This window comes from Pseudomonas lini, from assembly GCF_001042905.1.
Taxonomy (GTDB): domain Bacteria; phylum Pseudomonadota; class Gammaproteobacteria; order Pseudomonadales; family Pseudomonadaceae; genus Aquipseudomonas; species Aquipseudomonas lini.
The window spans coordinates 648,450-675,162 of record NZ_JYLB01000002.1 but is presented as its reverse complement, the minus strand read 5'-3'; the positions used below and the strand labels follow the sequence as shown (position 1 = coordinate 675,162).

At 59.9% G+C, this 26,713-nt stretch carries 28 protein-coding genes; all 28 read right to left on the bottom strand.

Annotation, left to right across the window (positions count from 1 at the left end):
- Positions 1–47: 47 nt before the first annotated feature.
- The 28 genes from TU81_RS07525 to fliH all read right to left on the bottom strand — a co-directional run bounded on the left by TU81_RS07525 (position 48) and on the right by fliH (position 26,709).
- The gene (locus TU81_RS07525) at positions 48–914 is read right to left on the bottom strand and encodes a CheW domain-containing protein (protein WP_048394312.1); all 867 of its coding nucleotides are present in this window, start codon (positions 912–914) and stop codon (positions 48–50) included.
- 123 nt (positions 915–1,037) lie between these two features.
- Entirely contained in the window at positions 1,038–1,826 is a 789-nt protein-coding gene (locus tag TU81_RS07520; RefSeq protein ID WP_048394310.1) for a ParA family protein, read from the bottom strand.
- 43 nt (positions 1,827–1,869) lie between these two features.
- Positions 1,870–2,760: a flagellar motor protein MotD gene (gene motD / locus TU81_RS07515; RefSeq protein ID WP_038979616.1), complete on the bottom strand. Its 891-nt coding sequence runs from the start codon at positions 2,758–2,760 to the stop codon at positions 1,870–1,872.
- A 12-nt stretch (positions 2,761–2,772) separates the two neighbouring features.
- Positions 2,773–3,513: a flagellar motor protein gene (locus TU81_RS07510; protein WP_038979615.1), complete on the bottom strand. Its 741-nt coding sequence runs from the start codon at positions 3,511–3,513 to the stop codon at positions 2,773–2,775.
- Positions 3,513–4,649, bottom strand: a complete 1,137-nt coding sequence (locus tag TU81_RS07505) for a protein-glutamate methylesterase/protein-glutamine glutaminase (RefSeq protein WP_038979613.1) — start codon at positions 4,647–4,649, stop codon at positions 3,513–3,515. The genes TU81_RS07510 and TU81_RS07505 overlap by 1 nt, the downstream gene beginning before the upstream one ends.
- Before the next feature lie 49 nt (positions 4,650–4,698).
- A complete protein-coding gene (locus tag TU81_RS07500) occupies positions 4,699–6,936 on the bottom strand; it encodes a chemotaxis protein CheA (protein ID WP_048394309.1) in 2,238 nt (745 codons plus the stop codon).
- Between the two features lie 53 nt (positions 6,937–6,989).
- On the bottom strand, positions 6,990–7,778 hold the full coding sequence (locus tag TU81_RS07495; RefSeq protein WP_038979610.1) for a protein phosphatase CheZ: 789 nt from the start codon (positions 7,776–7,778) through the stop codon (positions 6,990–6,992).
- A 22-nt stretch (positions 7,779–7,800) separates the two neighbouring features.
- Positions 7,801–8,172, bottom strand: coding sequence for a chemotaxis response regulator CheY (locus tag TU81_RS07490; RefSeq protein WP_003183998.1), 372 nt, complete (start codon positions 8,170–8,172; stop codon positions 7,801–7,803).
- Positions 8,173–8,339: 167 nt separating this feature from the next.
- Positions 8,340–9,080: an RNA polymerase sigma factor FliA gene (fliA, locus tag TU81_RS07485; protein WP_007894214.1), complete on the bottom strand. Its 741-nt coding sequence runs from the start codon at positions 9,078–9,080 to the stop codon at positions 8,340–8,342.
- Positions 9,077–9,907 (bottom strand): flagellar synthesis regulator FleN, encoded by an 831-nt coding sequence (gene fleN, locus TU81_RS07480; RefSeq protein WP_003222917.1) that lies wholly within the window; start codon positions 9,905–9,907, stop codon positions 9,077–9,079. Before fleN ends, fliA begins: the two co-directional genes overlap by 4 nt.
- 116 nt (positions 9,908–10,023) lie before the next feature.
- Entirely contained in the window at positions 10,024–11,349 is a 1,326-nt protein-coding gene (gene flhF / locus TU81_RS07475) for a flagellar biosynthesis protein FlhF (protein ID WP_038979607.1), read from the bottom strand.
- A gap of 11 nt (positions 11,350–11,360) precedes the next feature.
- Positions 11,361–13,490 (bottom strand): flagellar biosynthesis protein FlhA, encoded by a 2,130-nt coding sequence (flhA, locus tag TU81_RS07470; RefSeq protein WP_038979605.1) that lies wholly within the window; start codon positions 13,488–13,490, stop codon positions 11,361–11,363.
- Positions 13,491–13,630: 140 nt separating this feature from the next.
- Entirely contained in the window at positions 13,631–14,287 is a 657-nt protein-coding gene (locus TU81_RS07465) for a hypothetical protein (RefSeq protein ID WP_151152211.1), read from the bottom strand.
- A gap of 160 nt (positions 14,288–14,447) precedes the next feature.
- Positions 14,448–15,587 carry a flagellar biosynthesis protein FlhB gene (gene flhB, locus TU81_RS07460; RefSeq protein WP_048394303.1) on the bottom strand — a complete coding sequence of 380 codons (1,140 nt, stop codon included), beginning with the start codon at positions 15,585–15,587 and terminating at the stop codon, positions 14,448–14,450.
- Positions 15,588–15,590: 3 nt separating this feature from the next.
- Positions 15,591–16,373, bottom strand: a complete 783-nt coding sequence (fliR, locus tag TU81_RS07455; RefSeq protein ID WP_038979602.1) for a flagellar biosynthetic protein FliR — start codon at positions 16,371–16,373, stop codon at positions 15,591–15,593.
- 3 nt (positions 16,374–16,376) lie between these two features.
- Positions 16,377–16,646: a flagellar biosynthesis protein FliQ gene (gene fliQ, locus TU81_RS07450; protein ID WP_007894208.1), complete on the bottom strand. Its 270-nt coding sequence runs from the start codon at positions 16,644–16,646 to the stop codon at positions 16,377–16,379.
- Positions 16,643–17,401: a flagellar type III secretion system pore protein FliP gene (fliP, locus tag TU81_RS07445; RefSeq protein ID WP_038979600.1), complete on the bottom strand. Its 759-nt coding sequence runs from the start codon at positions 17,399–17,401 to the stop codon at positions 16,643–16,645. Before fliP ends, fliQ begins: the two co-directional genes overlap by 4 nt.
- Entirely contained in the window at positions 17,401–17,847 is a 447-nt protein-coding gene (gene fliO / locus TU81_RS07440; RefSeq protein WP_038979598.1) for a flagellar biosynthetic protein FliO, read from the bottom strand. Before fliO ends, fliP begins: the two co-directional genes overlap by 1 nt.
- Positions 17,848–18,306: a flagellar motor switch protein FliN gene (gene fliN / locus TU81_RS07435; protein ID WP_038980234.1), complete on the bottom strand. Its 459-nt coding sequence runs from the start codon at positions 18,304–18,306 to the stop codon at positions 17,848–17,850. It abuts the gene before it with no gap.
- A 65-nt stretch (positions 18,307–18,371) separates the two neighbouring features.
- Positions 18,372–19,340: a flagellar motor switch protein FliM gene (gene fliM / locus TU81_RS07430; RefSeq protein ID WP_038979596.1), complete on the bottom strand. Its 969-nt coding sequence runs from the start codon at positions 19,338–19,340 to the stop codon at positions 18,372–18,374.
- A gap of 9 nt (positions 19,341–19,349) precedes the next feature.
- Complete coding sequence (gene fliL, locus TU81_RS07425; RefSeq protein ID WP_048394300.1) at positions 19,350–19,853, bottom strand: flagellar basal body-associated protein FliL; 504 nt, start codon at positions 19,851–19,853, stop codon at positions 19,350–19,352.
- A gap of 210 nt (positions 19,854–20,063) precedes the next feature.
- Complete coding sequence (locus TU81_RS07420; RefSeq protein ID WP_038979593.1) at positions 20,064–21,434, bottom strand: flagellar hook-length control protein FliK; 1,371 nt, start codon at positions 21,432–21,434, stop codon at positions 20,064–20,066.
- 105 nt (positions 21,435–21,539) lie between these two features.
- Entirely contained in the window at positions 21,540–21,887 is a 348-nt protein-coding gene (locus TU81_RS07415) for an Hpt domain-containing protein (protein WP_038979591.1), read from the bottom strand.
- Between the two features lie 31 nt (positions 21,888–21,918).
- The gene (locus TU81_RS07410; RefSeq protein ID WP_048394297.1) at positions 21,919–23,622 is read right to left on the bottom strand and encodes an ATP-binding SpoIIE family protein phosphatase; all 1,704 of its coding nucleotides are present in this window, start codon (positions 23,620–23,622) and stop codon (positions 21,919–21,921) included.
- Positions 23,623–23,624: 2 nt separating this feature from the next.
- Positions 23,625–23,930, bottom strand: a complete 306-nt coding sequence (locus TU81_RS07405; protein ID WP_038979589.1) for an STAS domain-containing protein — start codon at positions 23,928–23,930, stop codon at positions 23,625–23,627.
- A gap of 165 nt (positions 23,931–24,095) precedes the next feature.
- Positions 24,096–24,545, bottom strand: coding sequence for a flagellar export protein FliJ (gene fliJ, locus TU81_RS07400; protein ID WP_038979587.1), 450 nt, complete (start codon positions 24,543–24,545; stop codon positions 24,096–24,098).
- 6 nt (positions 24,546–24,551) lie between these two features.
- On the bottom strand, positions 24,552–25,910 hold the full coding sequence (gene fliI, locus TU81_RS07395) for a flagellar protein export ATPase FliI (protein WP_038979585.1): 1,359 nt from the start codon (positions 25,908–25,910) through the stop codon (positions 24,552–24,554).
- Complete coding sequence (fliH, locus tag TU81_RS07390; protein WP_048394294.1) at positions 25,900–26,709, bottom strand: flagellar assembly protein FliH; 810 nt, start codon at positions 26,707–26,709, stop codon at positions 25,900–25,902. The genes fliI and fliH overlap by 11 nt, the downstream gene beginning before the upstream one ends.
- Between the last annotated feature and the right edge of the window lie 4 nt (positions 26,710–26,713).

Below are 26,713 nucleotides of genomic sequence, written 5' to 3'. Positions count from 1 at the left end.
TGTTGGCGGCATTCAACAATGCCGTCGCATATTTGTTATGTCGGCAGCTATGTCGGTTTGTGTAGCGGCTTGATGCCGCCCATGTGCTTTGCCCCGCCGCTGGCGATCAACTCGGCCAAGGCGGAAACGTCCAGCAGCGCACACATGTGCTCAATTACCGTGCCAGCGAGCCATGGCCGCTGACCTCGATGGCTTCTCCATTTGATTTCGTTCGGGTCCAGGCGCAACGAGCGGCTGACTTGATGCACCGCCAGCCCCCACTCGTAGCCCTGAACCGAAATAACGTATTGCAGGCCCTGGCGGAAATCATCGCGGTAGCGGTCCGGCATGACCCAGCGCGCGGTATCCAGCACTTTCAGGTTTCCGGCCTGGCTCGGCAGGATCCCGAGGAACCATTCCGGCTGACCGAACAACGGTGTCAGCTCGTGACCGGCCAGAGAATAAATCGAGCCCAGGCACACCAGCGGCACCGCCAGGGTCAACCCGGCGACGTCGAACAACAAGCACTCGAACGGCTCGGCAGCCCACGACGGACGACCGTCGGTTTCCACCGGTGGCGGCGTGTTGCTTGGCGGCAGATGAACTTCGACCAACGGCGGCACCAATGCTTGCAGCAGTGGTGCAATCGTCGACACGGGCGCCAGAATCGGTGCCGGTGCTTCGATAACAACCACCGGTGCTTTCACCACTGGCGCAACGATGGGTGCAGCAGCTACGGCCGGTTTCTGCGCATCACGGGCCTGTTCTTCAAGCACGGCGGCCTGGAACTCATCCAGCGCGGCCTCAACCTCGATAACCTCGGGCAGCGCCTCGACTTCTGGCGGCAACTCTTCGGTTGCGTCCTGCAACAAGGCGTCCAGATAGGACTGGAGGGCCAGTTGCGGACGCGAGGTGATCTTCACCGGCCGAGTCATGCGCACACCATCGTAGGAGCTGCCGCAGGCTGCGATCTTTTGATCTTGATCTTTTCAAGGACGCCAAAAAGCAGGATCAAAAGATCGCAGCCTGCGGCAGCTCCTACAGGGATTGAGTTCATCTCAAGCCACCTGCGGAACAAGTTGCGCCGCCAGCAAATGCTTGAGCAGTGCACGGTAAGCGAGAACGCCACGGCTCTTGCCGTCGAATTGCGAAGGCGTCAGCCCTGCCCGGCTCGCGTCACGCAAGCGGGTGTCGATCGGGATGTAGCCTTGCCAGATTTCTTCCGGGTACTTGTCGCGCAGCACGCGAAGGGTGCCGAGGGACGCCTGGGTACGACGGTCGAAAAGGGTCGGCACGATGCTGAACGGCAGCGCCTGTTTGCGCGAGCGGTTGATCATCGCCAGGGTGTTGACCATGCGTTCCAGGCCTTTGACGGCCAGATGCTCGGTCTGCACCGGGATCACCAACTGCTGACTGGCCGCCAAGGCATTGACCATCAATACGCCGAGCAACGGCGGGCTGTCGATCACCGCGTAATCGAAGTCCTGCCAAAGTTGCGCCAGGCTCTTGGCGATCACCAGGCCCAAACCACTCTGGCCCGGCGACTGGCGCTCAAGGGTTGCCAGCGCGGTGCTCGATGGCAACAGGGAAATGCGCTCGTCACTGGTGGGCATCAGCAACTGACCGGGCAAGCCTTGCGGCACAATGCCCTTGTGCAGGAACAGGTCGTAACTGCTGCGTTCCAGGCTGTCGGGGTCGTAACCGAAGTAGCTGGTCATGGAGCCGTGGGGGTCGAGATCGACCACAACCACGCGCTTGCCCGCCTCAGCCAGCAAACCGGCTAAAGCGATGGAGGAAGTGGTTTTACCGACACCACCCTTTTGATTGGCGACTGCCCAGACTCTCATTCGGATTGTTCCTCCCGGTCGAAAAGGTCGACCGAGAAATAGCTCAACGTATTAATGCGGGTGACGGAGAATTGACGGCGCTCTCTCGTCCCGGCGACTTGACCGGGGTAGGTGCAGTTTGTGTGCCAGCCCGCTTCAACGCGGCATCCGGTTGTGCATGAGCCGTTCCGGTACCGGTGAGGCTGCGGCGTACATCGAGATTTCGTGAAACCACCAACACCACCCGACGGTTACGCGCCCGGCCTTCGGCGGTGGCGTTGTTGGCCACCGGCTGGAACTCGCCGTAACCCACCGACGCCAGACGACCGGGATTCACACCCTGCATCGCCAGCATGCGCACAATGCTTGCCGAACGGGCCGAGGACAGCTCCCAGTTGGTCGGGTATTGCGCGGTACGAATCGGCTGATCGTCGGTGAAGCCTTCGACGTGGATCGGGTTGTCGAACGGCCTGAGGATCGCGGCAACCTTGTCGATGATGTTGAACGCGATGTCGCTGGGCATGGCGTCGCCACTGCCGAACAACAGGCTGGAATTGAGTTCGATCTCGACCCACAACTCATTGCCGCGCACGGTCATCTGGTTGGAGCTGATCAAGTCGCCGAACGCCGCGCTGATGTCATCGGCAATACTTTTGAGCGGATCGCTGGCCCCGGCGATACCGGCATCGACCTGCTCGCTGTCCTTGACCAGCGGCTTGGCCGGGGTCACGGTCTTCGGTCGCTCTTCGCCGATAGGAATCGGCTTGAGGGCTCGATCGGAGTCAGTAAATACCCCGATCAACGCCTCGGAAATGATCTTGTACTTGCCTTCGTTGATCGAAGAAATCGAGTACATCACCACGAAGAAAGCGAACAGCAACGTGATGAAGTCGGCGTAGGAAACGAGCCAGCGTTCATGGTTTACGTGTTCTTCAGGTTGCCGACGACGAGCCATGAGGTTATTCCCTTAATCCATGAAGCCCTGAAGCTTCAACTCAATGGAGCGAGGGTTTTCACCTTCGGCGATCGACAAGATCCCTTCCAGCAACATCTCGCGATAACGCGACTGTCGCAACGCGATGGATTTGAGCTTGGCGGCAATCGGCAGCAACATCAGGTTGGCACTGGCCACGCCATAGATGGTGGCGACAAAGGCGACGGCAATACCGCTGCCCAGTTGCGACGGATCGGCCAGGTTGCCCATGACGTGGATCAGGCCCATCACCGCACCGATGATGCCGATGGTCGGCGCGTAGCCACCCATGCTTTCAAAGACTTTGGCGGCTTCGATGTCGCGGCTTTCCTGGGTGTAGAAATCCACTTCCAGAATGCTGCGAATCGCTTCCGGCTCGGCGCCGTCCACCAGCAGTTGCAGGCCTTTTCGTGAGTAGCTGTCGGGTTCGGCGTCGGCCACCCCTTCCAGACCGAGCAAACCTTCCTTGCGTGCGGTCAGGCTCCAATTCACTACGCGATCGATGCCGCCGGCCAAGTCCACGCGCGGTGGAAACAGGATCCAGGCGAGAATCTGCATGGCGCGCTTGAAGGCGCTCATCGGCGATTGCAGTAGCGAAGCACCAATGGTCCCACCGAGTACGATCAACGCTGCCGGGCCGTTGGCCAGCGCACCGAGATGACCGCCTTCAAGGTAGTTGCCGCCAATAATGGCGACGAACGCCATGATGATCCCGATAAGGCTTAATACATCCATCAGATACACGCCTCGACCAGGTGACGGCCGATATCGTCCAGGCTGTACACCGCGTCCGCGAGTTCAGCTTTGACGATGGCCATCGGCATGCCGTAGATCACGCAGCTGGCTTCATCCTGAGCCCAGATCGCACTGCCGCCCTGCTTGAGCAGACGTGCGCCTTCGCGACCGTCCGCGCCCATGCCGGTGAGTACCACCGCCAGAACTTTGTCGCCGTAGGATTTGGCCGCGGAACCGAAGGTGATGTCCACGCACGGTTTGTAGTTCAAACGCTCGTCGCCCGGCAGGATTTTCACCGCGCCACGGCCGTCGATCATCATTTGCTTGCCACCCGGAGCCAACAGCGCCAGGCCCGGACGCAGGATGTCGCCATCCTCGGCTTCCTTGACGCTGATGCGGCACAGTTTGTCCAGACGCTCGGCGAAAGCCTTGGTGAAGGCTGCCGGCATGTGCTGGATCAACACGATCGGTGCCGGGAAGTTGCCCGGCAACTGCGTCAGAACCCGTTGCAGGGCAACCGGGCCACCAGTGGACGTACCGATGGCAACCAGTTTGTAGGCTTTGCGTTTCGGCGCTGGCGACGATGGAGTCGCTGCATGGGTGCGAGCCGGAGCCGGAATCGGTGCCGGTGCCGGACGCGCAGGCGCGCTGCTACCGTAGCTGTTGACGCTCGAAGGCGCAGGCGTCGGGGCTGGCGCAGCCACCGGGGCCGGGGCGCTGTAAGTGCTGGCGCGACGATTACTGCGCGAGATGCTGAGAATCTTCTCGCACAGCAGTTGCTTGACCTTCTCCGGGTTACGGGAGATGTCTTCGAAATTCTTCGGCAGGAAGTCCACCGCACCGGCGTCCAGCGCATCGAGGGTGACCCGCGCGCCTTCGTGAGTCAGCGAGGAGAACATCAACACCGGGGTCGGGCAGCGCTGCATGATGTGCCGCACTGCGGTGATGCCATCCATCATCGGCATCTCGTAGTCCATGGTGATCACGTCTGGCTTGAGGGCCAGCGCCTGATCGATCGCCTCTTTGCCGTTGGTCGCCGTACCGACGACCTGGATATTCGAATCCGCTGAAAGAATTTCCGAGACGCGGCGGCGGAAAAACCCCGAATCGTCCACCACCAGGACTTTGACTGCCATAAACACTCCGTTAGACGGGGCGAGGCTCAGTCGCCCCGCTCCCCCAGAATCAAATACGCCGTGCGGCGTAACGCTTGAGCATGCTCGGAACATCGAGAATCAGCGCAATGCGGCCGTCACCGGTGATGGTGGCGCCGGACATGCCGGGGGTTCCCTGGAGCATTTTGCCCAATGGCTTGATGACCACTTCTTCCTGGCCCACCAGTTGGTCGACGACGAAGCCGATCCGCTGAGTGCCCACCGAAAGGATCACCACATGGCCTTCGCGCTGCTCTTCGTGAGCGGCGGAGCTGACCAGCCAGCGCTTGAGGTAGAACAGAGGCAGCGCCTTGTCCCGCACGATCACCACTTCCTGGCCGTCCACCACGTTGGTGCGCGACAGGTCGAGGTGGAAGATCTCGTTGACGTTCACCAGCGGGAACGCGAACGCCTGGTTGCCGAGCATGACCATCAGCGTCGGCATGATCGCCAGGGTCAACGGGACCTTGATGACGATCTTCGAGCCCTTGCCCTTGGTCGAGTAGATATTGATGGTACCGTTGAGCTGGGCGATCTTGGTTTTCACCACGTCCATGCCCACTCCGCGCCCGGAGACGTCGGAAATTTCGGTCTTGGTCGAGAAACCCGGAGCGAAGATCAGGTTGAAGCAATCCGACTCGCTGAGACGGTCCGCCGCATCCTTGTCCATCAGGCCTTTCTTCACGGCGATACCGCGCAGAACATCAGCGTCCATGCCTTTGCCATCATCGGAGATGGACAGCAGGATGTGGTCGCCTTCCTGTTCCGCGGACAGGATCACCTTGCCGCTGCGAGGTTTACCCATCGCTTCGCGCTCAGCCGGCTCTTCAATACCGTGGTCGACCGAGTTGCGCACCAAGTGGACCAGCGGGTCGGCCAGGGCCTCGACGAGGTTCTTGTCGAGGTCGGTTTCTTCGCCGACCAGCTCCAGGTTGATCTCTTTCTTGAGCTGGCGAGCCAAGTCGCGAACCAGACGCGGGAAGCGCCCGAAGACTTTCTTGATCGGCTGCATCCGGGTCTTCATGACCGCGGTTTGCAGGTCGGCCGTGACCACGTCGAGGTTCGACACGGCCTTGGACATGGCTTCGTCGCCGCTGTTGAGGCCCAGACGGACCAGGCGATTACGCACCAATACCAGCTCGCCGACCATGTTCATGATTTCGTCGAGACGCGCGGTATCGACCCGCACGGTGGTCTCGGCTTCGCTGGCCGGTTTTTCTGGTGGTGGCGCAGACGGGGCACGGGCCGGGGCCGGTGCAGCAGCGGCGGCCGATTTCGGCGCTTCGGCTTTTGGCTCGGGCGCTTTGGTCACAGGTTTCGCAGCTGGTGCCGGCGCCTTGGCGACAGGAGCAGAAACCACTGCGCCAGTGCCAACCTCGGTGAACTTGCCTTTGCCATGCAATTCGTCGAGCAGTGATTCGAATTCGTGGTCCGAGATCAGATCGCCGCCGGCCGCTTTAGCGGTTGGCGCAGCCGGAGCTGGTACGGCGGCAATCGCCGACTCCAGCGCATCGACGGCAAAGTTGCCCTTGCCGTGCAACTGATCGAGCAGTGCTTCGAACTCGTCGTCGGTGATGTCGGAGCTGTCGCCTGCCGCTTTCGGGGCAGCCGGTGCGGCTGGCGCAGCCACCGCATCGACGGCGAACTGGCCTTTGCCGTGCAGTTGATCGAGCAACGACTCGAACTCGGCATCGGTGATTTCATCGCTGGCCGAGGCATCGCTGGTCGGCACTGGCGCAGCCGCTGGAGCCTCGGCTTGAGCCTTGACGGCGTTCAGCGAGTCCAGCAGCTGTTCAAATTCGTTATCCGTGATGTCGCCCGATTCTTCAGCGGCAGGTTCTTCCACTACCTCGGCGACCGGTGCCGATTCATCGGCGGTTTGCGGCTCGGCCAGACGGGCCAACGCTGCAAGCAATTCTGGAGTGGCAGCCGTGATCGGGCCGCGTTCGCGGACTTCGCTGAACATGCTGTTCACCGCGTCCAGTGCTTCGAGAACCACGTCCATCAGTTCCGAGTCGACGCGTCGTTCACCCTTGCGCAGGATGTCGAACACGTTCTCGGCGATGTGACAGCACTCCACCAACTCGTTGAGCTGGAGGAAGCCGGCGCCCCCTTTTACAGTGTGAAAACCGCGAAAAATTGCATTGAGCAAATCCGCATCATCCGGTCGGCTTTCAAGCTCGACCAGCTGTTCGGACAGTTGCTCTAGAATCTCGCCGGCCTCAACCAGGAAATCCTGAAGGATCTCTTCATCGGCGCCGAAGCTCATTAAGGGGGTGCTCCTGAGGTCTAAAAACCTAAAAAACCTAAAATGCTAAAACTCTAAAATCCTAGGCTGGATAACAAATCGTCCACATCGTCCTGACCGGACACAACGTCTTCTCTTTTATCGGCATGAATCTGCGGACCTTCACCCTGAGAGAGATGTTTTTGTGGATCTTTTTCAGCCAGCATCGCATCACGGTCATGTTCGATACCCGCAAAGCGGTCTACCTGGCTGGCCATGAGCACGAGCTTGAGCAGATTGCTTTCAACTTCGGTGACCAACTGGGTCACGCGTTTGATCACCTGACCGGTGAGGTCCTGGTAATCCTGGGCCAGCAGAATGTCGTTGAGATTGCTCGACACGACGCGGTTATCTTCGCTGCTGCGTGTCAGGAAACCGTCGACGCGCCTGGCCAGTTCGCGGAACTCTTCAGCCCCGACTTCGCGACGCATGAACCGTCCCCAATCCGTGCTCAGCGTCTGAGCTTCGTCGCTCAGGCTGTTGATCAGCGGCGTGGCGTTTTCCACCAGATCCATGGTGCGGTTCGCCGCGGCCTCGGTCAGCTTGACCACATAACCCAGGCGCTCGGTGGCATCCGTGATCTGAGACACTTCCTCGGCTTGCGGCATGTGCGGGTCAATCTGGAAATTGACGATCGCGCTATGCAGCTCGCGGGTGAGCTTGCCTACTTCCTGGTACAGGCCGCGGTCACGGGTCTGGTTGAGCTCATGGATCAGTTGCACAGCGTCGCCGAACCTGCCTTTTTCAAGGCTCTCGACCAGTTCGACCGCGTGTTTTTTCAGGGTCGACTCGAAATCGCCCTGTGAAGATTCTTTATGCTCCATAGCTCCCCCGTGGCGCAGTACATCAACCGATGCGTTCGAAAATCTTCTCGATTTTTTCTTTCAACGCCTGGGCTGTGAAGGGTTTGACCACATAGCCATTAACACCGGCCTGGGCCGCTTCGATGATTTGCTCGCGCTTGGCTTCAGCGGTCACCATCAGCACCGGCAGGTGCTTGAGCTTTTCATCGGCGCGCACGTGACGCAGCAGATCGATACCGGTCATGCCAGGCATGTTCCAGTCCGTTACCAGAAAGTCGATGCTCCCACTGTTGAGAACCGGGATGGCAGTGGTGCCATCGTCAGCCTCGACCGTGTTGGTGAACCCAAGGTCACGCAACAGGTTTTTTATGATCCGCCGCATCGTTGAGAAGTCATCAACGATGAGGATTTTCATGTTCTTGTCCAATTCGACCTCCAAGCAGTCTTAAACGCGCCCAGCACCTGGACGCGCCATTTCAATCAATCCGGCAAAGCACTCAATGACTGTCTGGAGCACAACAGATCGAGACCGATGCAGTTCAACACCACACCAGCTCCATTCGCAGTGTCCCCACACTGCCTTCAGCGCGCTCGCCACTCCCCCAAACGCCCCCGCAAACGGGCCGCGCACTGGCTGTGTAACTGGCTGACCCGCGATTCGCTGACCCCCAGGACCTCACCGATTTCCTTGAGATTCAACTCTTCGTCGTAGTACAGCGCCAACACCAGTCGCTCACGCTCCGGCAAATTGGCAATCGCGTCCGCCAGCGCCGCCTGGAAGCGTTCATCTTCCAGATCGCGTGACGGCTCGAGATGAGCACTGGCGCCATCCTCATGCAGCCCTTCGTGTTCGCCGTCCTGCAACAGATCGTCGAAACTGAATAAGCGGCTACCGAGGGTGTCGTTCAAAATCCCGTAATAATCGTCGAGACTCAATTGGAGTTCGGCCGCAACCTCATGATCTTTAGCGTCACGACCGGTTTTAGCTTCAATCGAGCGAATCGCGTCGCTGACCATGCGGGTATTGCGGTGAACCGAACGTGGCGCCCAGTCCCCCTTGCGCACTTCATCGAGCATCGCGCCGCGGATTCGAATGCCCGCGTACGTCTCGAAACTCGCGCCTTTGCTGGCGTCGTATTTGGTTGATACTTCAAGCAGGCCGATCATCCCGGCCTGGATCAGGTCTTCGACCTGGACACTGGCCGGCAAACGCGCCAGCAAGTGGTAGGCAATGCGTTTGACCAGTGGCGCGTAACGCTCGATCAGCTCGTACTGCGCGTCACGTGCCGACTTCTTGTAGAGGTTGTAGCCACTGGCTGTCATAGGACGGGTCCTGCCGTTTGTTGCACGAGGCGTTCGACGAAAAACTCCAGGTGCCCGCGTGGGTTGGCCGGCAGTGGCCAGGTATCGACCTTCTGCGCAATGGCCTTGAACGCCAGGGCGCACTTGGAACGCGGGAAGGCTTCGTAGACGGCACGCTGTTTCTGCACGGCCTTGCGCACGCTTTCGTCGTAAGGCACCGCACCGACATATTGCAAGGCGACGTCGAGGAAACGATCCGTGACCTTGGTCAACTTGGCGAACAGGTTACGGCCTTCCTGCGGGCTTTGCGCCATGTTGGCCAGGACGCGGAAACGATTCATGCCGTAGTCGCGGTTCAGCAGTTTGATCAGTGCGTAGGCGTCGGTGATCGAGGTCGGCTCGTCACACACCACCAGCAAGACTTCTTGCGCTGCGCGGACGAAACTGACTACCGAGTCACCAATGCCCGCAGCGGTGTCGATCACCAATACGTCGAGGTTGTCGCCGATGTCGCTGAAGGCCTGGATCAGGCCGGCATGCTGGGCCGGGCTCAGATGAACCATGCTCTGGGTGCCGGATGCGGCCGGGACGATGCGGATACCGCCGGGTCCTTGCAACAGTACGTCGCGCAGCTCACAGCGGCCTTCGATCACGTCGGCCAGGGTACGTTTGGGTGTCAGCCCCAGCAGGACGTCGACGTTCGCCAGCCCCAGATCGGCATCCAGCAGCATGACGCGCCGGCCGAGTTCAGCTAGAGCCAGGGACAAGTTCACTGACACGTTAGTCTTCCCGACGCCACCTTTGCCGCCGGTCACCGCGATCACCTGTACGGGATGCATGCTGCCCATGTTATTTCTTTACCTTGTCTTGCATAGACGGAGGCCACATTACTGGCTGCGCGTTCAGCGACTGAACAATGCATGGCCGACCATCGATGTAGGTACAAAAAATGTTCATTAATACCTCAGCCAACCTGCTTGGTCGGGCTGTGGTAAATATCAGCGAACATATCAGCCATGGCTTCTTCGCTGGGTTCTTCCTGCATTTGCACGCTAACGGCGCGGCTGACCAACTGATGACGACGCGGCAGATGTAAATCATCCGGAATCCGCGGGCCATCGGTCAGGTAAGCCACCGGCAATTCATGACTGATGGCCAGGCTCAACACCTCACCCAAGCTTGCCGTTTCATCCAGTTTAGTCAGGATGCAGCCGGCAAGGCCGCAACGTTTGTAACTGTGGTAAGCGGCGGTTAGAACCTGTTTCTGGCTGGTGGTTGCCAAGACCAGATAATTTTTTGATTTGATGCCGCGTCCGGCCAGGCTTTCGAGCTGCATGCGCAGTGCCGGATCGCTGGCCTGCAGGCCGGCGGTATCGATCAGCACCACGCGTTTGCGCAGCAAGGGCTCCAGCGCCTGCACCAGGGATTGACCTGGGTCGACGTGGGTGACCGACACGTTGAGGATGCGGCCCAGGGTCTTGAGCTGTTCCTGAGCGCCGATGCGGTAGCTGTCCATGCTCACCAGCGCGATGTTCTGCGCGCCGTACTTGAGCACGTAACGGGCCGCCAGCTTGGCCAGCGTGGTGGTCTTGCCCATGCCGGCCGGGCCGACCATGGCAATCACACCGCCCTCTTCCAAGGGCTCGACTTCCGGGGTGGCGATCATCCGCGCCAGGTGCGCGAGCAACATGCGCCAGGCCTGACGGGGTTCTTCAATGTCAGTAATCAGCGCCAGCAGATCGCGCGACAACGGGCCGGACAGGCCGATGCGTTGCAAGCGGCGCCAGAGGTTGGCCTGGGCCGGACGGCTGCCTTGCAGCTGATTCCAGGCCAGCGAGCCAAGTTGCACTTCCATCAGTTCACGCAGGCTGTTGAGCTCGAAACGCATCGAGTCGAACGCACGCGGATCGACGCCGGTCGCTGCGGCAGGCGCAGGTGCCGAGCGCCGAGGCTCGGCCAGTGTCGATTCAATCAGCGGCTCGGCGGCGGTCAACGGCAGGCCGGCGAACAACTGGCGATTGGTGCTCTTGTCGCTCTCGCCATCGCCACGCAGGCTCAGTTCGGCCTGGGCGGTGACGATCCGCGACTGGGTCTTGCGCAGCTCGTCCTCGAGTTCCATGTTCGGAACACGCGGGGCCAGCGCCGACAATTTGTAATCCAGGGCAGCCGTCAGCTCGACACCGCCGGCGATCCGGCGATTGCCAATGATGGCGGCATCTGCGCCCAGCTCATCACGAACCAGTTTCATGGCCTGACGCATATCGGCGGCGAAAAAACGCTTAACTTGCATAAACCACTACCTCAGCCGTTGGGCCCTACTGTCGCAACGATGGTCACTTGCTTGTTGTCAGGGATTTCCTGGTAAGCCAACACATGCAAACCCGGGACTGCCAGTCGGCCGAATCGCGAGAGCATCGCGCGAACCGGACCGGCCACCAGCAGAATCACCGGTTGACCTTGCATTTCCTGACGCTGCGCCGCTTCGATCAACGAGCGTTGCAGTTTCTCTGCCATGCTTGGCTCCAGCAGAACGCCCTCTTCCGAGCCTTGTCCTGCCTTCTGAAGACTATTGAGCAATATTTGTTCCAACCTTGGCTCCAAGGTGATCACAGGCAGCTCCGACTCAGTGCCTACAATGCTTTGCACGATTGCACGGGATACGCCGACGCGCACCGCGGCCACCAAAGCGGCAGTATCTTGACTCTTGGCGGCGTTGTTCGCGATGGCTTCGGCGATGCTTCGAATGTCCCGTACCGGCACCTGTTCAGCCAGCAATGCCTGCAAGACCTTGAGCAACTGCGACAGAGAAACCACCCCCGGCACCAGCTCTTCGGCCAGTTTCGGTGAGCTTTTGGCCAGCAATTGCATGAGTTGCTGGACTTCTTCGTGGCCAATCAGCTCGCTGGAGTGTTTGTACAAAATCTGGTTCAAGTGGGTTGCCACTACCGTACTGGCATCGACCACGGTGTAACCGAGGGATTGCGCCTGGGCACGCTGGCTGATTTCGATCCAGACCGCCTCCAGACCAAAAGCCGGATCTTTGGCGGTAATGCCGTTGAGCGTGCCGTAGACCTGCCCCGGGTTGATCGCCAGTTCGCGGTCCGGGTAAATCTCGGCCTCGGCCAGGATCACGCCCATCAGGGTCAGGCGGTAGGCGCTTGGCGCCAGGTCGAGGTTGTCACGGATATGCACAGTCGGCATCAAGAAGCCCAGGTCCTGGGAGAGCTTTTTACGCACACCCTTGATCCGTGCCAGCAACTGCCCACCCTGGTTGCGATCCACCAGCGGGATCAGGCGGTAGCCGACTTCCAGGCCGATCATGTCGATCGGGGTCACGTCGTCCCAGCCAAGCTCCTTGGTTTCCTGGGCGCGGGCCGGCGATGGCAGCAGTTCCTGCTGGCGCTTGACCTCTTGCAGGGCCTGAACCTTGACCACGTTCTGCTTCTTCCAGAACAGGTAAGCGCCGCCAGCCGCCAGGGCTGCCATGCTCAGAAAAGAAAAGTGCGGCATGCCCGGCACCAGGCCCATCACCGCCATCAAGCCAGCAGCCACGGCCAGGGCTTTCGGTGAAGCGAACATCTGACGATTGATCTGCTTGCCCATGTCTTCCGAACCGGAAGCACGGGTCACCATAATCGCAGCGGCAGTCGACAACAGCAGTGATGGCAATTGCGCCACCAAACCGTCACCGATGGTCAACAAGGCGTAAACCCGACCGGCATCGCCAAAGGTCATGCCGTGCTGGAAGATACCGACCGCCATGCCGCCGATCAGGTTGATGAACAGAATCAGCAGGCCGGCGATGGCGTCACCGCGAACGAACTTGCTGGCACCGTCCATCGAGCCGTAGAACTCGGCTTCCTGGGCCACTTCCATCCGGCGCAATTTCGCCTGGTTCTGATCGATCAGGCCGGCGTTCAAGTCGGCATCGATCGCCATCTGTTTGCCGGGCATTGCATCGAGGGTGAAACGCGCGCTCACCTCGGAAATCCGCCCCGCACCCTTGGTCACTACGACGAAGTTGATGATCATCAAAATCGCGAAAACCACGATACCAACCACGTAGTTACCGCCGATCACCACTTCACCGAAGGCCTGGATCACCTTACCGGCAGCGGCATGGCCGTCCTGACCGTGGAGCATCACCACCCGTGTCGAGGCCACGTTCAGCGCCAGTCGCAGCAACGTTGCCACCAGCAGAATGGTCGGGAACACGGCAAAATCCAACGGCCGCAGAGCGTACACGCAGACCAGCAACACCACGATGGACAAGGCAATGTTGAACGTGAAAAACACGTCCAGCAGGAACGGCGGCACCGGTAACATCATCATGGCCAGCATGACCAGCAGCAACAGCGGCACACCCAGATTGCCCCGACTGAGGTCGGCAACGTTTGTGCGTGCAGTGTTGATTAACTGAGAGCGATCCACCGGTTTTCCCCGTTCCTTTAAAGCAAACTTTTGACGCCTGAAACAGGCGCAGGGCGGCTACTGCAAGAAGCCTTCCAACTTTTTGCAGGCCGCCGAAAGAGTTTGAGAAACGCTCTGAAACAGGATCGCCGCCGACGGACTCAGGTTGCAATCCTGATGTCGTTGGCGCTGATTTTTCCGAAGGCGAGCTGATGACCGCGCATGTAAAGCATCCCGCGATTCATCGGTGCGCCGTCGACCTCCACCAGATCCTCATACACATACCCCAACGTCAGGACATGACCGGGCGCCCTCTCCAGCCGCGTATGCCCTTGCATCAAGCCAAGCCCCCAAAAAAAACTGACTACAGGCAGATCGCCGATCACAATTTCCCGCTTACGATCTGACCAGCGAAAATACTGCCCGCAGGTAATAAAAATATCATTGCCTACCACCTCGAACGTGGGCTTCGCATAACGCCGCGCAAGGCTGCCCTCCGTCCATTGATCGAAGTAATTGCCCGCCCAGCTGAAAACTTCGCATAGCCGCTCAAAAGAGTGGATTTTCCCGGCAGCATCACTGAAATAGTTGTACCAAAGATGGTAGGCAAGCCCGCCCAGTTCAGGACGAATAGCATTGATGAAGGAGTCGAGATAGCCAGGAATGGCTGCATTGGCCGCAACCTTGAAAGCCTCAAAGTCCAGTAGCAATTTGAACTTGATCGTGTAACCGATGGCGCCTTCTTCCAGTCGATGCTCAACGTTGCCCGATACGAACTTGAGCCCCATTCCCTCCAGCCGCGTGTACTGATTTTCCATGATGCCGCCCCTGCCGTGATCACCCTGAACAGGGCGAAATAGTCAGGCTTATCAGACACACCATTTTCATCGCCGCCTACTGTCATAACTGATAGGTAAACAAGCAAATAGCGACCACTCATCGGCAAGCCGCCGGCCGACGGCGCAGAATCCCCCTCACTCAGGAATCGCGCCGCAAATCCGGTGGAATCGGCAGATCGTCCTGGAGCGGATCCGGACGCTTGCCCTTGCCGGCGCGGTACTGGCGGATCTGGTAGACGTAGGCCAGTACCTGGGCGACTGCCAGATAGAGCCCGCCGGGAATTTCCTGCTCCAGCTCCGTGGAGTAGTAGATTGAGCGCGCCAGCGCCGGCGATTCGAGCAGCATCACATTGTTGGCCACGGCGATTTCGCGGATCTTCAAGGCGAGGAAGTCGCTCCCCTTGGCCAACAGCACCGGCGCATTGCCTTTATCTGGATCGTACTTGAGGGCCACGGCGTAGTGGGTCGGGTTGGTGATAACCACGTCGGCCTCGGGGATCGCGGCCATCATCCGCCGCTGGGACATCTCGCGCTGCAACTGACGAATGCGCTGTTTGACCTCTGGCCGCCCTTCCTGATCCTTGTGCTCGTCGCGCACTTCCTGCTTGGTCATCTGCAGCTTCTTGTGGCTTTCCCAGAGCTGCACCGGCACGTCGACCACTGCGATGATGATCAGCCCGCAAGCCATCCACAAGGTACTCCAGCCGACCACCTGCAAGCTGTGAATGATCGCCATGTCCAACGGCTCGTGAGCGATGCGCATCAGATCATCGATGTCCGACGACAGGACCGCCAACGCCACGAACAAGACAATGAAAAACTTCGCCAGGGCCTTGAGCAACTCCACCAGCGCCTTGGCCGAGAACATCCGTTTCAGGCCCGCGCCGGGGTTCATGCGACTGAACTTGGGCGCCATGGAGCCGGCCGCGAACAGCCAGCCACCGAGGGAGATCGGGCCGATCAACGCCGCCAACAGCATAGTGATCATCACCGGCTGAATCGCCAACAAGGCAATCTGTCCCGAGTGCAGCAAGAAGGTACCCATGCTGCGCTGGTCCAGAATCACTTCCCGCGACAGCGTGAAGTTCATCCGCATCAGCTCCATCATGTCCTGCGCCAATGCGCCGCCAAAAATCAGCAGCGCGCCGGCACCGGCGAGCATGACCGCCAAGGTATTGAGCTCCTTGGAGCGCGCAATCTCGCCCTTGTCACGGGAGTCCTTTTTACGTTTCTCCGTGGGGTCTTCTGTTTTGTCCTGACCGCTTTCGCTCTCAGCCATGACTCAGCGCGCCCGTGCCAGTTCGCGTAACAACTGCAAAGCCTCGGAGGCCAGCGGTTGATACTGATTGAGAATGTCCGCCAGGCCGACCCAGACAATGAACAGCCCGAGCACCAGGGTCAGCGGGAAGCCGATCGAGAAGATGTTCAACTGCGGTGCCGCCCGGGTCATCACGCCAAACGCAATGTTGACCACCAGCAACGCCGTGATCGCCGGCAACACCAGTAACAGCGCCGCGCCAAGTACCCAGCCGAGCTTGCCGGCGAGTTCCCAAAAATGATGGACCATCAACCCGCCACCGACCGGCAGCGTGGTGAAGCTCTCGGTGAGGACTTCGAACACCACCAGATGGCCGTTCATCGACAGGAACAGCAGGGTCACCAGCATGGTGAAAAATTGCCCGATCACCGCCACCGACACACCGTTCGTAGGGTCCATCATCGAGGCGAAGCCCATGCCCATCTGGATCGCGACAATTTGCCCGGCGACCACGAAAGCCTGGAAGAACAGCTGCAAGGAAAAGCCCAATATCGCGCCAATGATGATTTGCTCGGCAATCAGCAGCAGTGCGCTCAGGTCCAACGCGTTGACCGGCGGCATCGGCGGCAGGCCGGGAGCGATCACGAAGGTGATCGCCAGGGCGAAGTACAGGCGTACGCGCTGGGGCACCAGGCTCGTACCGAAAATCGGCATGACCATCAGCAACGAACCGATGCGAAACAGCGGCAACATGAACGTCGCCACCCAGGTACTGATCTGGGTATCGGTCAGCTGCAGCAGCGACATGGTTTAGCCGATGACCTGAGGAATACTGCCGTACAACTGCAGGATGTATTCCATAAAGGTCTGCACCATCCACGGGCCGCCAACGATCAGCGTCACCAGCATCACCAGCAGGCGCGGCAGGAAGCTCAGGGTCTGTTCGTTGATCTGGGTGGCTGCCTGGAACATCGCCACCAACAAGCCCACCAGCAAGCTCGGGATTACCAGCACGGCGACCATCATGGTGGTCAGCCACAACGCTTCGCGAAAGATGTCTACGGCAACTTCCGGCGTCATGGTGAAACGCCGCCGAAGCTGCTGGCCAACGTGCCAATGATCAACGCCCAGCCATCCACCAGCACGAACAGCATGATCTTGAACGGCAGGGAAATAATCAGTGGTGAGAGCATCATCATACCCATGGCCATCAGCACACTGGCCACGACCAGGTCGATGATCAGGAACGGAATGAAGATCATGAAGCCGATCTGGAACGCGGTTTTCAGCTCAGAGGTCACGAACGCCGGCACCAGAATCGTCAGCGGCGCCTGATCAGGCGAAGCAATGTCAGTGCGCTTGGACAAGCGCATGAACAGCTCCAGATCGCTGCTGCGAGTCTGGGCCAGCATGAAATCCTTGATCGGCACCTGCGCCTTGGTCACGGCATCCTGAGCGCTGAGTTTCTCCGCCAGATATGGCTGCAAGGCATCCTGATTTACGCGATCGAACACCGGCGCCATGATGAACATAGTCAGGAACAGCGCCATGCCGGTGAGGATCTGGTTCGACGGTGTCTGCTGCAAGCCAAGGGCCTGACGCAGGATCGAGAACACGATGATGATCCGGGTGAAACTGGTCATCAGCATGACGAACGCCGGGATGAAACTCAGCGCGGTCATGATCAGCAGGATTTGCAGGCTGACCGAGTATTCCTGAGCGCCTTCGGCGTTAGTGCCCAGAGTGATTGCCGGGATCGATAACGGATCGGCAGCGAACGCCAGCGGCGCAGCCAGCATCAGGGCCAGCGTCAAGACGATGCGTAGCGCACCCATTACTTCTTATCCTTCTGATCCTTGCCGAGCATCTTCAACAGATGCTGAGCAAACTCCGGGGTCGCTTTCTCGGTAGTGGCGGGCACTGGCACCGGCTCCTTGAGCACATGCAGCGCAGTGATGGTGCCGGGGCTCAGGCCGAGCAGGATTTGTTCATTGCCGACCTGCACCAGCATCAAACGGTCACGAGGGCCAAGCGCGCGAGAACCGATCAGCTCGATCACTTGCCCCTTGCCCGCCGGCCCGGCCTGCTGGACCCTGCGCAGTAGCCAGGCGAGGAAGAAGATCAACCCCAGCACCAGCACCAAGCCGAATACCAATTGCGTCAATTGCCCGGCCACACCGCTGCTGACAGCCGGCGTGGCGGCCGCAGTAGCGGTCGCTACCGGCTCGGCAGCCAGAACACTGAACGGCAACGCCAGCACAAACCCCAGAACCTTTTTCACTCAGCGCAGCTTCTTGATGCGTTCGCTTGGGCTGATCACGTCGGTCAGGCGGATGCCGAACTTTTCGTTGACCACCACCACTTCACCGTGGGCGATGAGCGTGCCATTGACCAGCACGTCCAGCGGCTCGCCGGCCAGACGATCGAGTTCGATCACCGACCCCTGGTTGAGTTGCAGCAGGTTGCGGATGTTGATATCGGTGCTGCCGACTTCCATGGAAATGGATACCGGAATATCGAGGATCACGTCCAGGTTCGGACCGTCCAGCGTCACCGGATCGTTGCTCTTCGGCACGCTGCCGAACTCTTCCATTGGCAGACGGTTGGACGACGAACCGGTGGCATCGGCGGCCAACAAGGCATCGATATCGTCCTGCCCGGCGTCACCGGTTTCTTCCAGGGCCGCAGCCCATTCATCAGCCAGTGCCTGGTCGTCCTGGGCGTTCATATCGTCGTTCATCATTTGTCCTCGGCGGGCACCTGCTCAATCAAGAGCAGTCAATTAAAAGGGGGTTGGAGCGCCGGTCAGCGGCGCTCGATCGGCTCGATAACCTGCAACGCGAGGTTGCCTTTGTGCGAGCCCATCTTGACCTTGAAGGCCGGCACGCCGTTGGCGCGCATGATCATTTCTTCCGGCATCTCGACCGGGATCACATCCCCGGGCTGCATGTGCAGGATGTCGCGCAGCTTCAACTGGCGGCGGGCTACGGTGGCACCGATCGGTACATCGACGTCCAGCACATCCTGGCGCAAGGCGTTGATCCAGCGCTCGTCCTGATCGTCGAGGTCCGACTGGAAGCCGGCGTCGAGCATTTCGCGTACCGGCTCGATCATCGAGTACGGCATGGTCACGTGCAGGTCACCGCCACCACCATCGAGTTCGATGTGGAACGTCGACACCACAACCGCTTCGCTCGGGCCGACGATGTTGGCCATGGCCGGGTTCACTTCCGAGTTGATGTACTCGAAGTTCACTTCCATGATCGCCTGCCAGGCTTCCTTCAAATCGACGAAGGCCTGTTCCAGCACCATGCGCACCACACGCAGCTCAGTGGGGGTGAATTCACGCCCTTCGATCTTCGCGTGACGGCCATCGCCGCCGAAGAAGTTGTCCACCAGTTTGAACACCAGTTTGGCGTCGAGGATGAACAGCGCAGTGCCACGCAGCGGTTTGATCTTGACCAGGTTGAGACTGGTCGGCACGTACAGCGAGTGCACGTATTCGCCGAACTTCATCACCTGCACGCCACCGACGGCAACGTCCGCCGAGCGGCGCAGCATGTTGAACATGCTGATGCGGGTGTAGCGGGCGAAACGCTCGTTGATCATTTCGAGGGTCGGCATGCGTCCGCGGACGATGCGATCCTGGCTGGTAAGGTCGTAGCTTTTGACGGTGCCGGGTTCGGCAGCGTTATCGGTCTGTACCAGACCATCGTCGACGCCATGCAACAGCGCATCGATCTCATCCTGGGACAGCAGGTCCTGCACGGCCATGTCGTGTTCCTACTGCAGTACGAAATTAGTGAAAAGCAACTGTTCGATCACCACTTTGCCAAGCTCTTTCTGCGCCACTTCCTGGACGCTGGCCGTGGCCTTCTGACGCAACATTTCCTGGCCGACCGGGCTCGCCAGCGTGGCGAAATCCTGACCGGAAAACAGCATCACCAGGTTATTGCGGATCACCGGCATGTGGACTTTGAGCGCTTCCAGATCGGCCTGATTGCGCCCCTGCAGGGTGATGCTCACCTGCATGTAGCGCTGACGGCCGTTCTGGGTGTAGTTGGCCACAAAGGCCGGCGCCATGGGCTCGAAGATCGCCGGCTGCTTGCCGACCACAGCGGTTTCAGCCGCTGCGGCAGGCTTGCTCTGGGCGCCGTGCATGAAGTACCAGGTCGCCCCCACGGACAAGCCGATCGCCAGCAGCATGGCCACGACGATCGCAATGATCAGCTTTATTTTGCCTTTGGTTGCGGGGTCTTTCACTGGTGATGCGTCGCTCTTAGCCATGCCAATAATCCGTCACTATTCGGGTTTTCACAGTCGCACGGCAAGGCAAGAGCAAGTGTTATGCCAGAAGTGTCTGAGGGCAAAATGGATGGCGGCGGGCAGGCACCTAAAATCAAAAGATCGCAGCCTTCGGCAGCTCCTACAGTTGGATGGTGTACACCCTGTAGGAGCTGCCGAAGGCTGCGATCTTTTGAGGGGCGCCCTAATTTATCAGGCGTAATAATCGACGGCGCTGGAGCCAATCACGCTGGTACTGGCGGCTACTTCAGCGACAGTCGCAGGAAGTTCTTCATCGACAGAGTCGAGGCGACCGCCACTGGCGTTGCTACGTCCACCCTGCCCCTGTTGAGCCTGTTCCTGACCCTGCCAGCCACGGGACTGATCGGAAACGTTGACGTCGACCTGGCCCATGCCTTGCTGCGCGAACATGTCACGCAGGCGATGCATTTGCCCGTCGAGCGCTTCGCGAACGCTTGGGTGGGCGCTCATGAAGGTCACCTGGGTCTGCTGATCCGGCACCATGTTCACCCGAATATCGAGGCGCCCCAACTCGGCCGGCTGCAACTGAATATCGGCCGCTTTGAGGTTGGCGCTGGACAGGTACATGACCCGGTTGACCACCTCTTCAGTCCAACCGCTCTGATGCATGGCGATCGGCTGGTTCACCGGCAATGCATTGGCAGTCTTCGGCGTTGCCGCCTGGGTCAGTGCCGCCAGACGGTTGGCGAAATCATCGACACGGGTATCACTGCTGGCGGATTTGAGATCCTTGAGACCGTCATCAATCAGGCCACTGAAGGCCTTCTCGCCGCCCTGGCTGGTGCTGTCCTGATCGGCTTGCACATCGAGCATACTCGCCATGCCCACGGCAAAGCTTTGCGCCGAGGTCGGTTCGCCGTCGGCCTGAGCCTGGGCCGGGGACGCTTTTGGCTGGGCCTGGCTAGAAGCGGAAACGTGACCACCTTGCTCCATGGCCAGACGCACCGCTGGCAGCGCATCGAGTGGATCGGCTTCAGGATCGAAATCGCTGTCGACGGTGGCGGTGCCGGCTTGTGCGGGTGCGGCAACGATGGCAGCGGCAACCGGCGCTTCAACCTGTGGTGCAACGCTCGTCACAACCGGCGCAGGTGCCTGCGCTACCGGCACGGCCACCAATGGTTGAACGGCCTGCATCAAGGCAGGATCGAGGGCCGGATCAAGGCTCGGCTCAACCGGTGGAGCATCGGCTACCGGTGTATCGGTCGTCTCCGGCTTGTCATCGCTGGCCGTCGCATCGTCTGTCGGCGCCGGTTTATCGGCAGGCAAGGAATTGCCGCTATCGGCAACCGCAGGTTCCGGGGCGGCAGCTTTATCGCTGCTGACGTCCGGTTTGCCGGTGCCTTGCGGCGCATTATCAGTCGCCGGACTGGCCGATTTATCAGCGATCACAACAGGCTTGTTCTGGGCTTGATTGGCGTAGACCTCAGCGAAGCTGGACGCCTTGTCCCCGGGCTCAGCCGTTAGCGCCGGCGTATTGGCGGATGCGGCTTGAGTCTTGGCCGTAGCGGCGGCCTGAAGAAGAATATTGGGGGTAACGGGCATAAAACGGTCTCCGCTGCACTGGGATCGTAGGTACAGTTGAGTGAGTTAAATGCAAGGGTCGAGCCAGCTTTGCTCGCTGGCCGCCAAAAGCGCTGGACGGTTGCCTTATTCAGCAAGGGAACGCTGACGTTCCGCTTCGTAGAGTGGCCGGACAATGGCGAACTCACCGTCAATTTCTCCGACCAGCGCCTCAATGCCTTCGAGGCTTTTCTGCTTGGCTCGCTGCTCCAGCTCATGGCACAACTCTGCCAGCCGGGTAGCGCCCATATTGCTGCTGCTGCCTTTGAAGCTGTGCGCGGCGGCGCCCAACTTCTCGGCATCGTCAACTTGGCGCAGCAGACTCAAGCGCTCTTCGGAATCGGCGAGAAAGGTATCGAGCAATTCTGGATACCCGTCTTCCATAACTTCCTGCAACGCGCTCAGCACGTCACGGTCCAGATGTGTGTCAGCCACTTGTTCACTCCTTGATCAAGAACGCCTGGGATTATGCCAGAGCCTCCCAGAAAAACTCCACGCGAGCACTTCGACCATTATCGGACCAGCTCGCATGATCGCTCAACTGGCGGATCAAACTGACTCCACGTCCCGACAGACGGACATCATCGACAGGACGCGCCATCACCCGCGCCACATCGAAACCCTTGCCACTGTCTTCGACCCGGACCGTCAGGCAACCGCCCTCGCCTCTTGGCGACACCTGCAAATGTACCCGCACATAACCGTCGCGCAATTCGTCCAGGCGCGTATTGCGCTGCTGATAATAGCGCGCAAAACCTGAAGCATCGCGTTTCAGACTCGAATCCAGGCCCAGCACGCCATGTTCCAGGGCATTGGAATAAAGCTCTGCCAGCACACTGTAGAGTGCGCCACTCTGAGCGCGCAGGCCATGCACCTCAAGCAGCAACTGCAACAAGTACGGCAGCGGATTGAAGCGCTTGAGGGTGCCGGCGCGAAACTCAAAACTCACCGACCAGTCCAGCGGGCTTGACTGACCGCTGTCGGAGTACACCGGCACCGGCGGACTCAGTTGCGCAGCCTCCAGTAGACGGACCTCGACCATGCTCACGTCATCGCGAGCCTCGCCGCGAAAGTCCCGCAGGGCCTGTTCGATTTCTTCGAACAGCGCATCAGGCTGACGATTGGCTGCAAACACCTGCTCCAATCGCTCTACGCCAAACAATTGTTCATTTTCATCGCAGGTATCGATCACCCCGTCGGACAACAGAAAGACCCGATCCCCGACGGCCATCGGGAACACCTCGGTGCGGTCATCGAAGGTTTGCGGGCTCAGCACCCCCAGCGGCAAGTGCCGTGCCGTCAGCGCGATGCGTTCGCCGCTGGCGGTGCTGTGCAAGTAACCGTCCGGCATCCCACCGTTCCAGACCTCCACCGATCCTCGCTGAAAGCTCAGGCACAGCAGGGTCGCACAGCAGAACATGTCCACCGGCAGAATACGTTTGAGCTTGGCGTTCATCTCGCGCAGGGTTTCGGACAAGCCGTAGCCCTTGGCGGTCATGCCGTAGAAGACTTCAGCCAGAGGCATGGCACCCACAGCGGCCGGCAAACCATGACCGGTGAAATCGCCGAGCAACACGTGCATGTCGCCGGCCGGAGTGAACGCGGCCAGTAACAGATCGCCGTTGAACAGCGCATAGGGTGATTGCAGGTAACGGATGTTCGGTGCATTCAGGCAACCGGAGTGGGCGACCTTGTCGAACACCGCTTTGGCCACCCGTTGTTCGTTGAGCAGGTAATCGTGGTGCCTGGCGATCAGGTCGCGCTGCTCCAGCACCGTGGCTTGCAAACGTCGCAAGCGGTCCATGGCCTTGATCTTGGCGGCGAGGATCACTTGGTTGTAAGGCTTTGCCAGAAAATCGTCGCCCCCGGCTTCCAGACAACGAGCCAAGGCTTCGCTTTCGGTCAGCGACGTCAAAAAGATGATCGGCACCAGCGTTTCGCCGGCTAGCGCCTTGATCTGCTGCGCAGCCTCGAAACCGTCCATCACCGGCATCATGGCGTCCATCAGTACCAGATGCGGTCGCTGCGAGCGGAATGCTTCGACCGCCTCGGCACCGTTGGCGGCCGTCAGCACTTCATGGCCCTGACGCCGGACGATGGTCGACAGCAGCAGGCGATCGGCCGCGCTGTCTTCAGCGATCAGTATCGTCAGCGGTTCAAGCTGCTGCATGATCAACTGATGTCGAACAACTTGTCGAAGTTGGAAATGGCGAGGATTTTCTTCACGTCGGTGCTGCTGTTAACGACGCGAATATCGGAACTGTCGCCACCGGCGTGATCACGCAGTAGAAGCAGCATGCCCAGCGCCGAGCTATCGAGATAAGTGGCTTTCTTCAGGTCCACCACAATGGACTCGGGTTTACTGTTGAGTCGCTCGTAGGACTCGCGAAACTCCTGATGCCGACCGAAATCGAATCGCCCCTCGATCGAAATCGTCAGCTTTTTCCCATCCTGAGATACTTCTGTAACGACTGACATTTCACGGCTTCCTTGTCATTGGCGAACGTACGTGTAGAAGGTTTAGCACCTGATGGAGGCTGGAGCAAGGTCAAAAGATCGCAGCCTTCGGCAGCTCCTACAGGATCGGATTCACATCGGCCCATGTAGGAGCTGCCGCAGGCTGCGATCTTTTAAAACCGACACTCAATACGGATCGTGCCGAGGCAATCGCTGGGACAGTTCATCCAGCAGCTTCTGCTCACGCTTGTCCTCCAGTTGCCGTGCCTCATCCATGTAGCGCTGAACCAGTTTGCGCAAACCTTCGACCCGGGCAAACGCCTGCTGCCAGGCTTCCCGGGACTTGTTCAGATTGTTTTGGTGCCAGTTCAGGCTCTGACGCTGCTGGTCGATGGCCGTGCCCAGTTGCGCGAGAAAGCCCTGATAACCCAGCAACCATTGGCCCGACACGCCGCTACTGCCGCGCACGATCCACTGTTCCTGGTATTCGAGGCGGAAGTTTTCGAGGTCGGCGAGCTTGCTTTCCGCCAGACGAACCTGGCCCTGGAAGTGTCCGAGGCGCATAACCGCGGTTTTTTCGGCCTTTTCGGCCATTTCCACCACGGGTGCCAGGCGTGCTGCGCGGCTCTGGGCCATGGCCGGTTAGCCGCCCGGCGCCGGGGCGAAGACCGAAGCAAGATGGTTTTCGCTGGCGCCCATGCTGATGTTGTCGTTCAAGCCCTGGCGCAGGTACATGGTCATGGCCGGTTGCAGATGGATCGCGGCGTCAGTTTCCCGGTCACCGCCGGGCACATAGGCGCCAACGCTAATCAGGTCGCGGCTCTGCTGATAGCGCGACCAGTATTGCTTGAACGTCTGCGCGTGATTCATGTGCTTGATGCCGACCACCGACGGCATGACCCGACTGATGGACGCTTCGATATCGATGGCCGGGTAATGCCCTTCCTCGGCTAGACGCCGGGACAACACGATGTGCCCGTCGAGCACGCCTCGCGCCGCGTCGGCGATCGGGTCCTGCTGATCGTCGCCTTCGGACAATACGGTATAAAACGCAGTGATCGAACCGCCGCCCTTTTCGGCATTACCGGCGCGCTCCACCAGTTTCGGCAACTTGGCGAACACCGACGGCGGATAGCCCTTGGTCGCTGGCGGTTCGCCGATAGCCAGGGCGATCTCCCGCTGGGCCTGGGCGAAACGGGTCAGGGAATCCATGAGCAACAGGACATTCTTGCCCTTGTCGCGGAAGTACTCGGCGATCCGTGTGCAGTACATGGCCGCGCGCAGACGCATCAGCGGCGCATCGTCCGCCGGCGACGCCACCACCACCGAACGCTTGAGCCCTTCTTCACCGAGGATGTGCTCGATGAATTCTTTAACTTCACGACCCCGCTCACCGATCAGCCCGACGACGATAATGTCGGCTTCGGTAAAACGGGTCATCATGCCCAGCAGCACACTCTTGCCCACGCCGGTACCGGCGAACAGCCCGAGCCGCTGGCCGCGACCAACCGTCAACAAACCGTTGATGCTGCGAATACCGACGTCCAGCGGCTGGCTGATCGGGTCACGCTTGAGCGGGTTGATGGTCGGGCCGTCCATCGGCACCCAATCTTCGGCCTTCATGCCACCTTTGCCGTCGAGCGGACGACCGGCGCCATCGAGCACCCGCCCAAGCATGCTCATGCCCATGGGCAGACGACCGGTATCGGCCAACGGAACCACACGGGCACCGGGAGCGATGCCGGCGACGCTGCCAACCGGCATCAGAAAAACTTTGCTGCCAGAGAATCCCATGACCTCGGCTTCGACTTGCACCGGGTGATAGCTGTCATCGTTGATGACCATGCAGCGGCTGCCCATGGCGGCGCGCAAGCCTTCGGCTTCGAGGGTCAGGCCGACCATGCGCAGCAGGCGACCTTCGAGGATTGGCGCTCCAGCCAGCTCCGTGGCCTCGGCGTAGCTACCCAAGCGCTTGGCGAAGCTGGTGCGATCAAGGCGCATCGGGATCATCCAGTGCCGACTCGACCGGGGTAACCGCAGGCTTTTCGTCGACCGGCAGTTCCAGGCTCAGGTCCGGCGCGGCCGGGTGCAGCGCCTGATCGTGCAATTGATCGAACAGCTTGGCCATGACTTGGGTAATACGGGTTTCGATGGTGGCGTCGATGCGACTGTGTTCAGTCTCGACCCGGCAACCGCCCGGCAACAACGACTCGTCCTCGACGATGCGCCAGGTTTCTTCATGGCGCTCGCGCAGGGCTTTGACCTGTTCGAAATCCTGCGGGTTGATGTACAGCCGCACATTGCCCACGCCCAGCGGCAAGAGCTTGAGCGCTTCGCGCATGACGTGTTCGATTTGCGTCGAGTCGATGGCCAGTTCGCGCTGAATCACTTGTTTGGTGATGTGCTGCACGAGGTCGACCAGCGACTTTTCGATCTGCGTGTCCTGCTCGGCAATCGGCTCGAACAGGCTGGCCATCAGCTGTTCCAGGCCAGCGATCTTGGCCGTCAGGGCCACTTCGGCTTCCTGACGGACCTTGAGCGTGGTGCTGTGGAAACCTTCTTTTTCGCCAACGGCGAAGCCTTCGTTGTAGGCCTCCTGACGAATGCTTTCGAGCTCTTCGAGGGTCAGTGGCTGGACTTCTTCCAGCGGCACTTCTTCCATTTCCGGCGGTTCGGGCTCCGGCTCCGGCTCGGGTTCCGGCACAAACGGGTCGAAGCTGGGCAGCGACCAGATGTCGAAACCACTGACATCCTTGGCCCGGATCAGGTCGGTGTTGGACTCATCATGTTTAGACGACATAGTG

Excerpts from the sequence above, each read along its gene's own strand:
- TU81_RS07525 (WP_048394312.1), bottom strand. The coding sequence starts at position 914 with ATGACTCGGCCGGTGAAGATCACCTCGCGTCCGCAACTGGCCCTCCAG.
- TU81_RS07520 (WP_048394310.1), bottom strand. The coding sequence starts at position 1,826 with ATGAGAGTCTGGGCAGTCGCCAATCAAAAGGGTGGTGTCGGTAAAACC.
- motD (WP_038979616.1), bottom strand. The coding sequence starts at position 2,760 with ATGGCTCGTCGTCGGCAACCTGAAGAACACGTAAACCATGAACGCTGG.
- TU81_RS07510 (WP_038979615.1), bottom strand. The coding sequence starts at position 3,513 with ATGGATGTATTAAGCCTTATCGGGATCATCATGGCGTTCGTCGCCATT.
- TU81_RS07505 (WP_038979613.1), bottom strand. The coding sequence starts at position 4,649 with ATGGCAGTCAAAGTCCTGGTGGTGGACGATTCGGGGTTTTTCCGCCGC.
- TU81_RS07500 (WP_048394309.1), bottom strand. The coding sequence starts at position 6,936 with ATGAGCTTCGGCGCCGATGAAGAGATCCTTCAGGATTTCCTGGTTGAG.
- TU81_RS07495 (WP_038979610.1), bottom strand. The coding sequence starts at position 7,778 with ATGGAGCATAAAGAATCTTCACAGGGCGATTTCGAGTCGACCCTGAAA.
- TU81_RS07490 (WP_003183998.1), bottom strand. The coding sequence starts at position 8,172 with ATGAAAATCCTCATCGTTGATGACTTCTCAACGATGCGGCGGATCATA.
- fliA (WP_007894214.1), bottom strand. The coding sequence starts at position 9,080 with ATGACAGCCAGTGGCTACAACCTCTACAAGAAGTCGGCACGTGACGCG.
- fleN (WP_003222917.1), bottom strand. The coding sequence starts at position 9,907 with ATGGGCAGCATGCATCCCGTACAGGTGATCGCGGTGACCGGCGGCAAA.
- flhF (WP_038979607.1), bottom strand. The coding sequence starts at position 11,349 with ATGCAAGTTAAGCGTTTTTTCGCCGCCGATATGCGTCAGGCCATGAAA.
- TU81_RS07465 (WP_151152211.1), bottom strand. The coding sequence starts at position 14,287 with ATGGAAAATCAGTACACGCGGCTGGAGGGAATGGGGCTCAAGTTCGTA.
- flhB (WP_048394303.1), bottom strand. The coding sequence starts at position 15,587 with ATGGCTGAGAGCGAAAGCGGTCAGGACAAAACAGAAGACCCCACGGAG.
- fliR (WP_038979602.1), bottom strand. The coding sequence starts at position 16,373 with ATGTCGCTGCTGCAGCTGACCGATACCCAGATCAGTACCTGGGTGGCG.
- fliQ (WP_007894208.1), bottom strand. The coding sequence starts at position 16,646 with ATGACGCCGGAAGTTGCCGTAGACATCTTTCGCGAAGCGTTGTGGCTG.
- fliP (WP_038979600.1), bottom strand. The coding sequence starts at position 17,401 with ATGGGTGCGCTACGCATCGTCTTGACGCTGGCCCTGATGCTGGCTGCG.
- fliN (WP_038980234.1), bottom strand. The coding sequence starts at position 18,306 with ATGAACGACGATATGAACGCCCAGGACGACCAGGCACTGGCTGATGAA.
- fliM (WP_038979596.1), bottom strand. The coding sequence starts at position 19,340 with ATGGCCGTGCAGGACCTGCTGTCCCAGGATGAGATCGATGCGCTGTTG.
- fliL (WP_048394300.1), bottom strand. The coding sequence starts at position 19,853 with ATGGCTAAGAGCGACGCATCACCAGTGAAAGACCCCGCAACCAAAGGC.
- TU81_RS07420 (WP_038979593.1), bottom strand. The coding sequence starts at position 21,434 with ATGCCCGTTACCCCCAATATTCTTCTTCAGGCCGCCGCTACGGCCAAG.
- TU81_RS07410 (WP_048394297.1), bottom strand. The coding sequence starts at position 23,622 with ATGCAGCAGCTTGAACCGCTGACGATACTGATCGCTGAAGACAGCGCG.
- TU81_RS07405 (WP_038979589.1), bottom strand. The coding sequence starts at position 23,930 with ATGTCAGTCGTTACAGAAGTATCTCAGGATGGGAAAAAGCTGACGATT.
- fliJ (WP_038979587.1), bottom strand. The coding sequence starts at position 24,545 with ATGGCCCAGAGCCGCGCAGCACGCCTGGCACCCGTGGTGGAAATGGCC.
- fliI (WP_038979585.1), bottom strand. The coding sequence starts at position 25,910 with ATGCGCCTTGATCGCACCAGCTTCGCCAAGCGCTTGGGTAGCTACGCC.
- fliH (WP_048394294.1), bottom strand. The coding sequence starts at position 26,709 with ATGTCGTCTAAACATGATGAGTCCAACACCGACCTGATCCGGGCCAAG.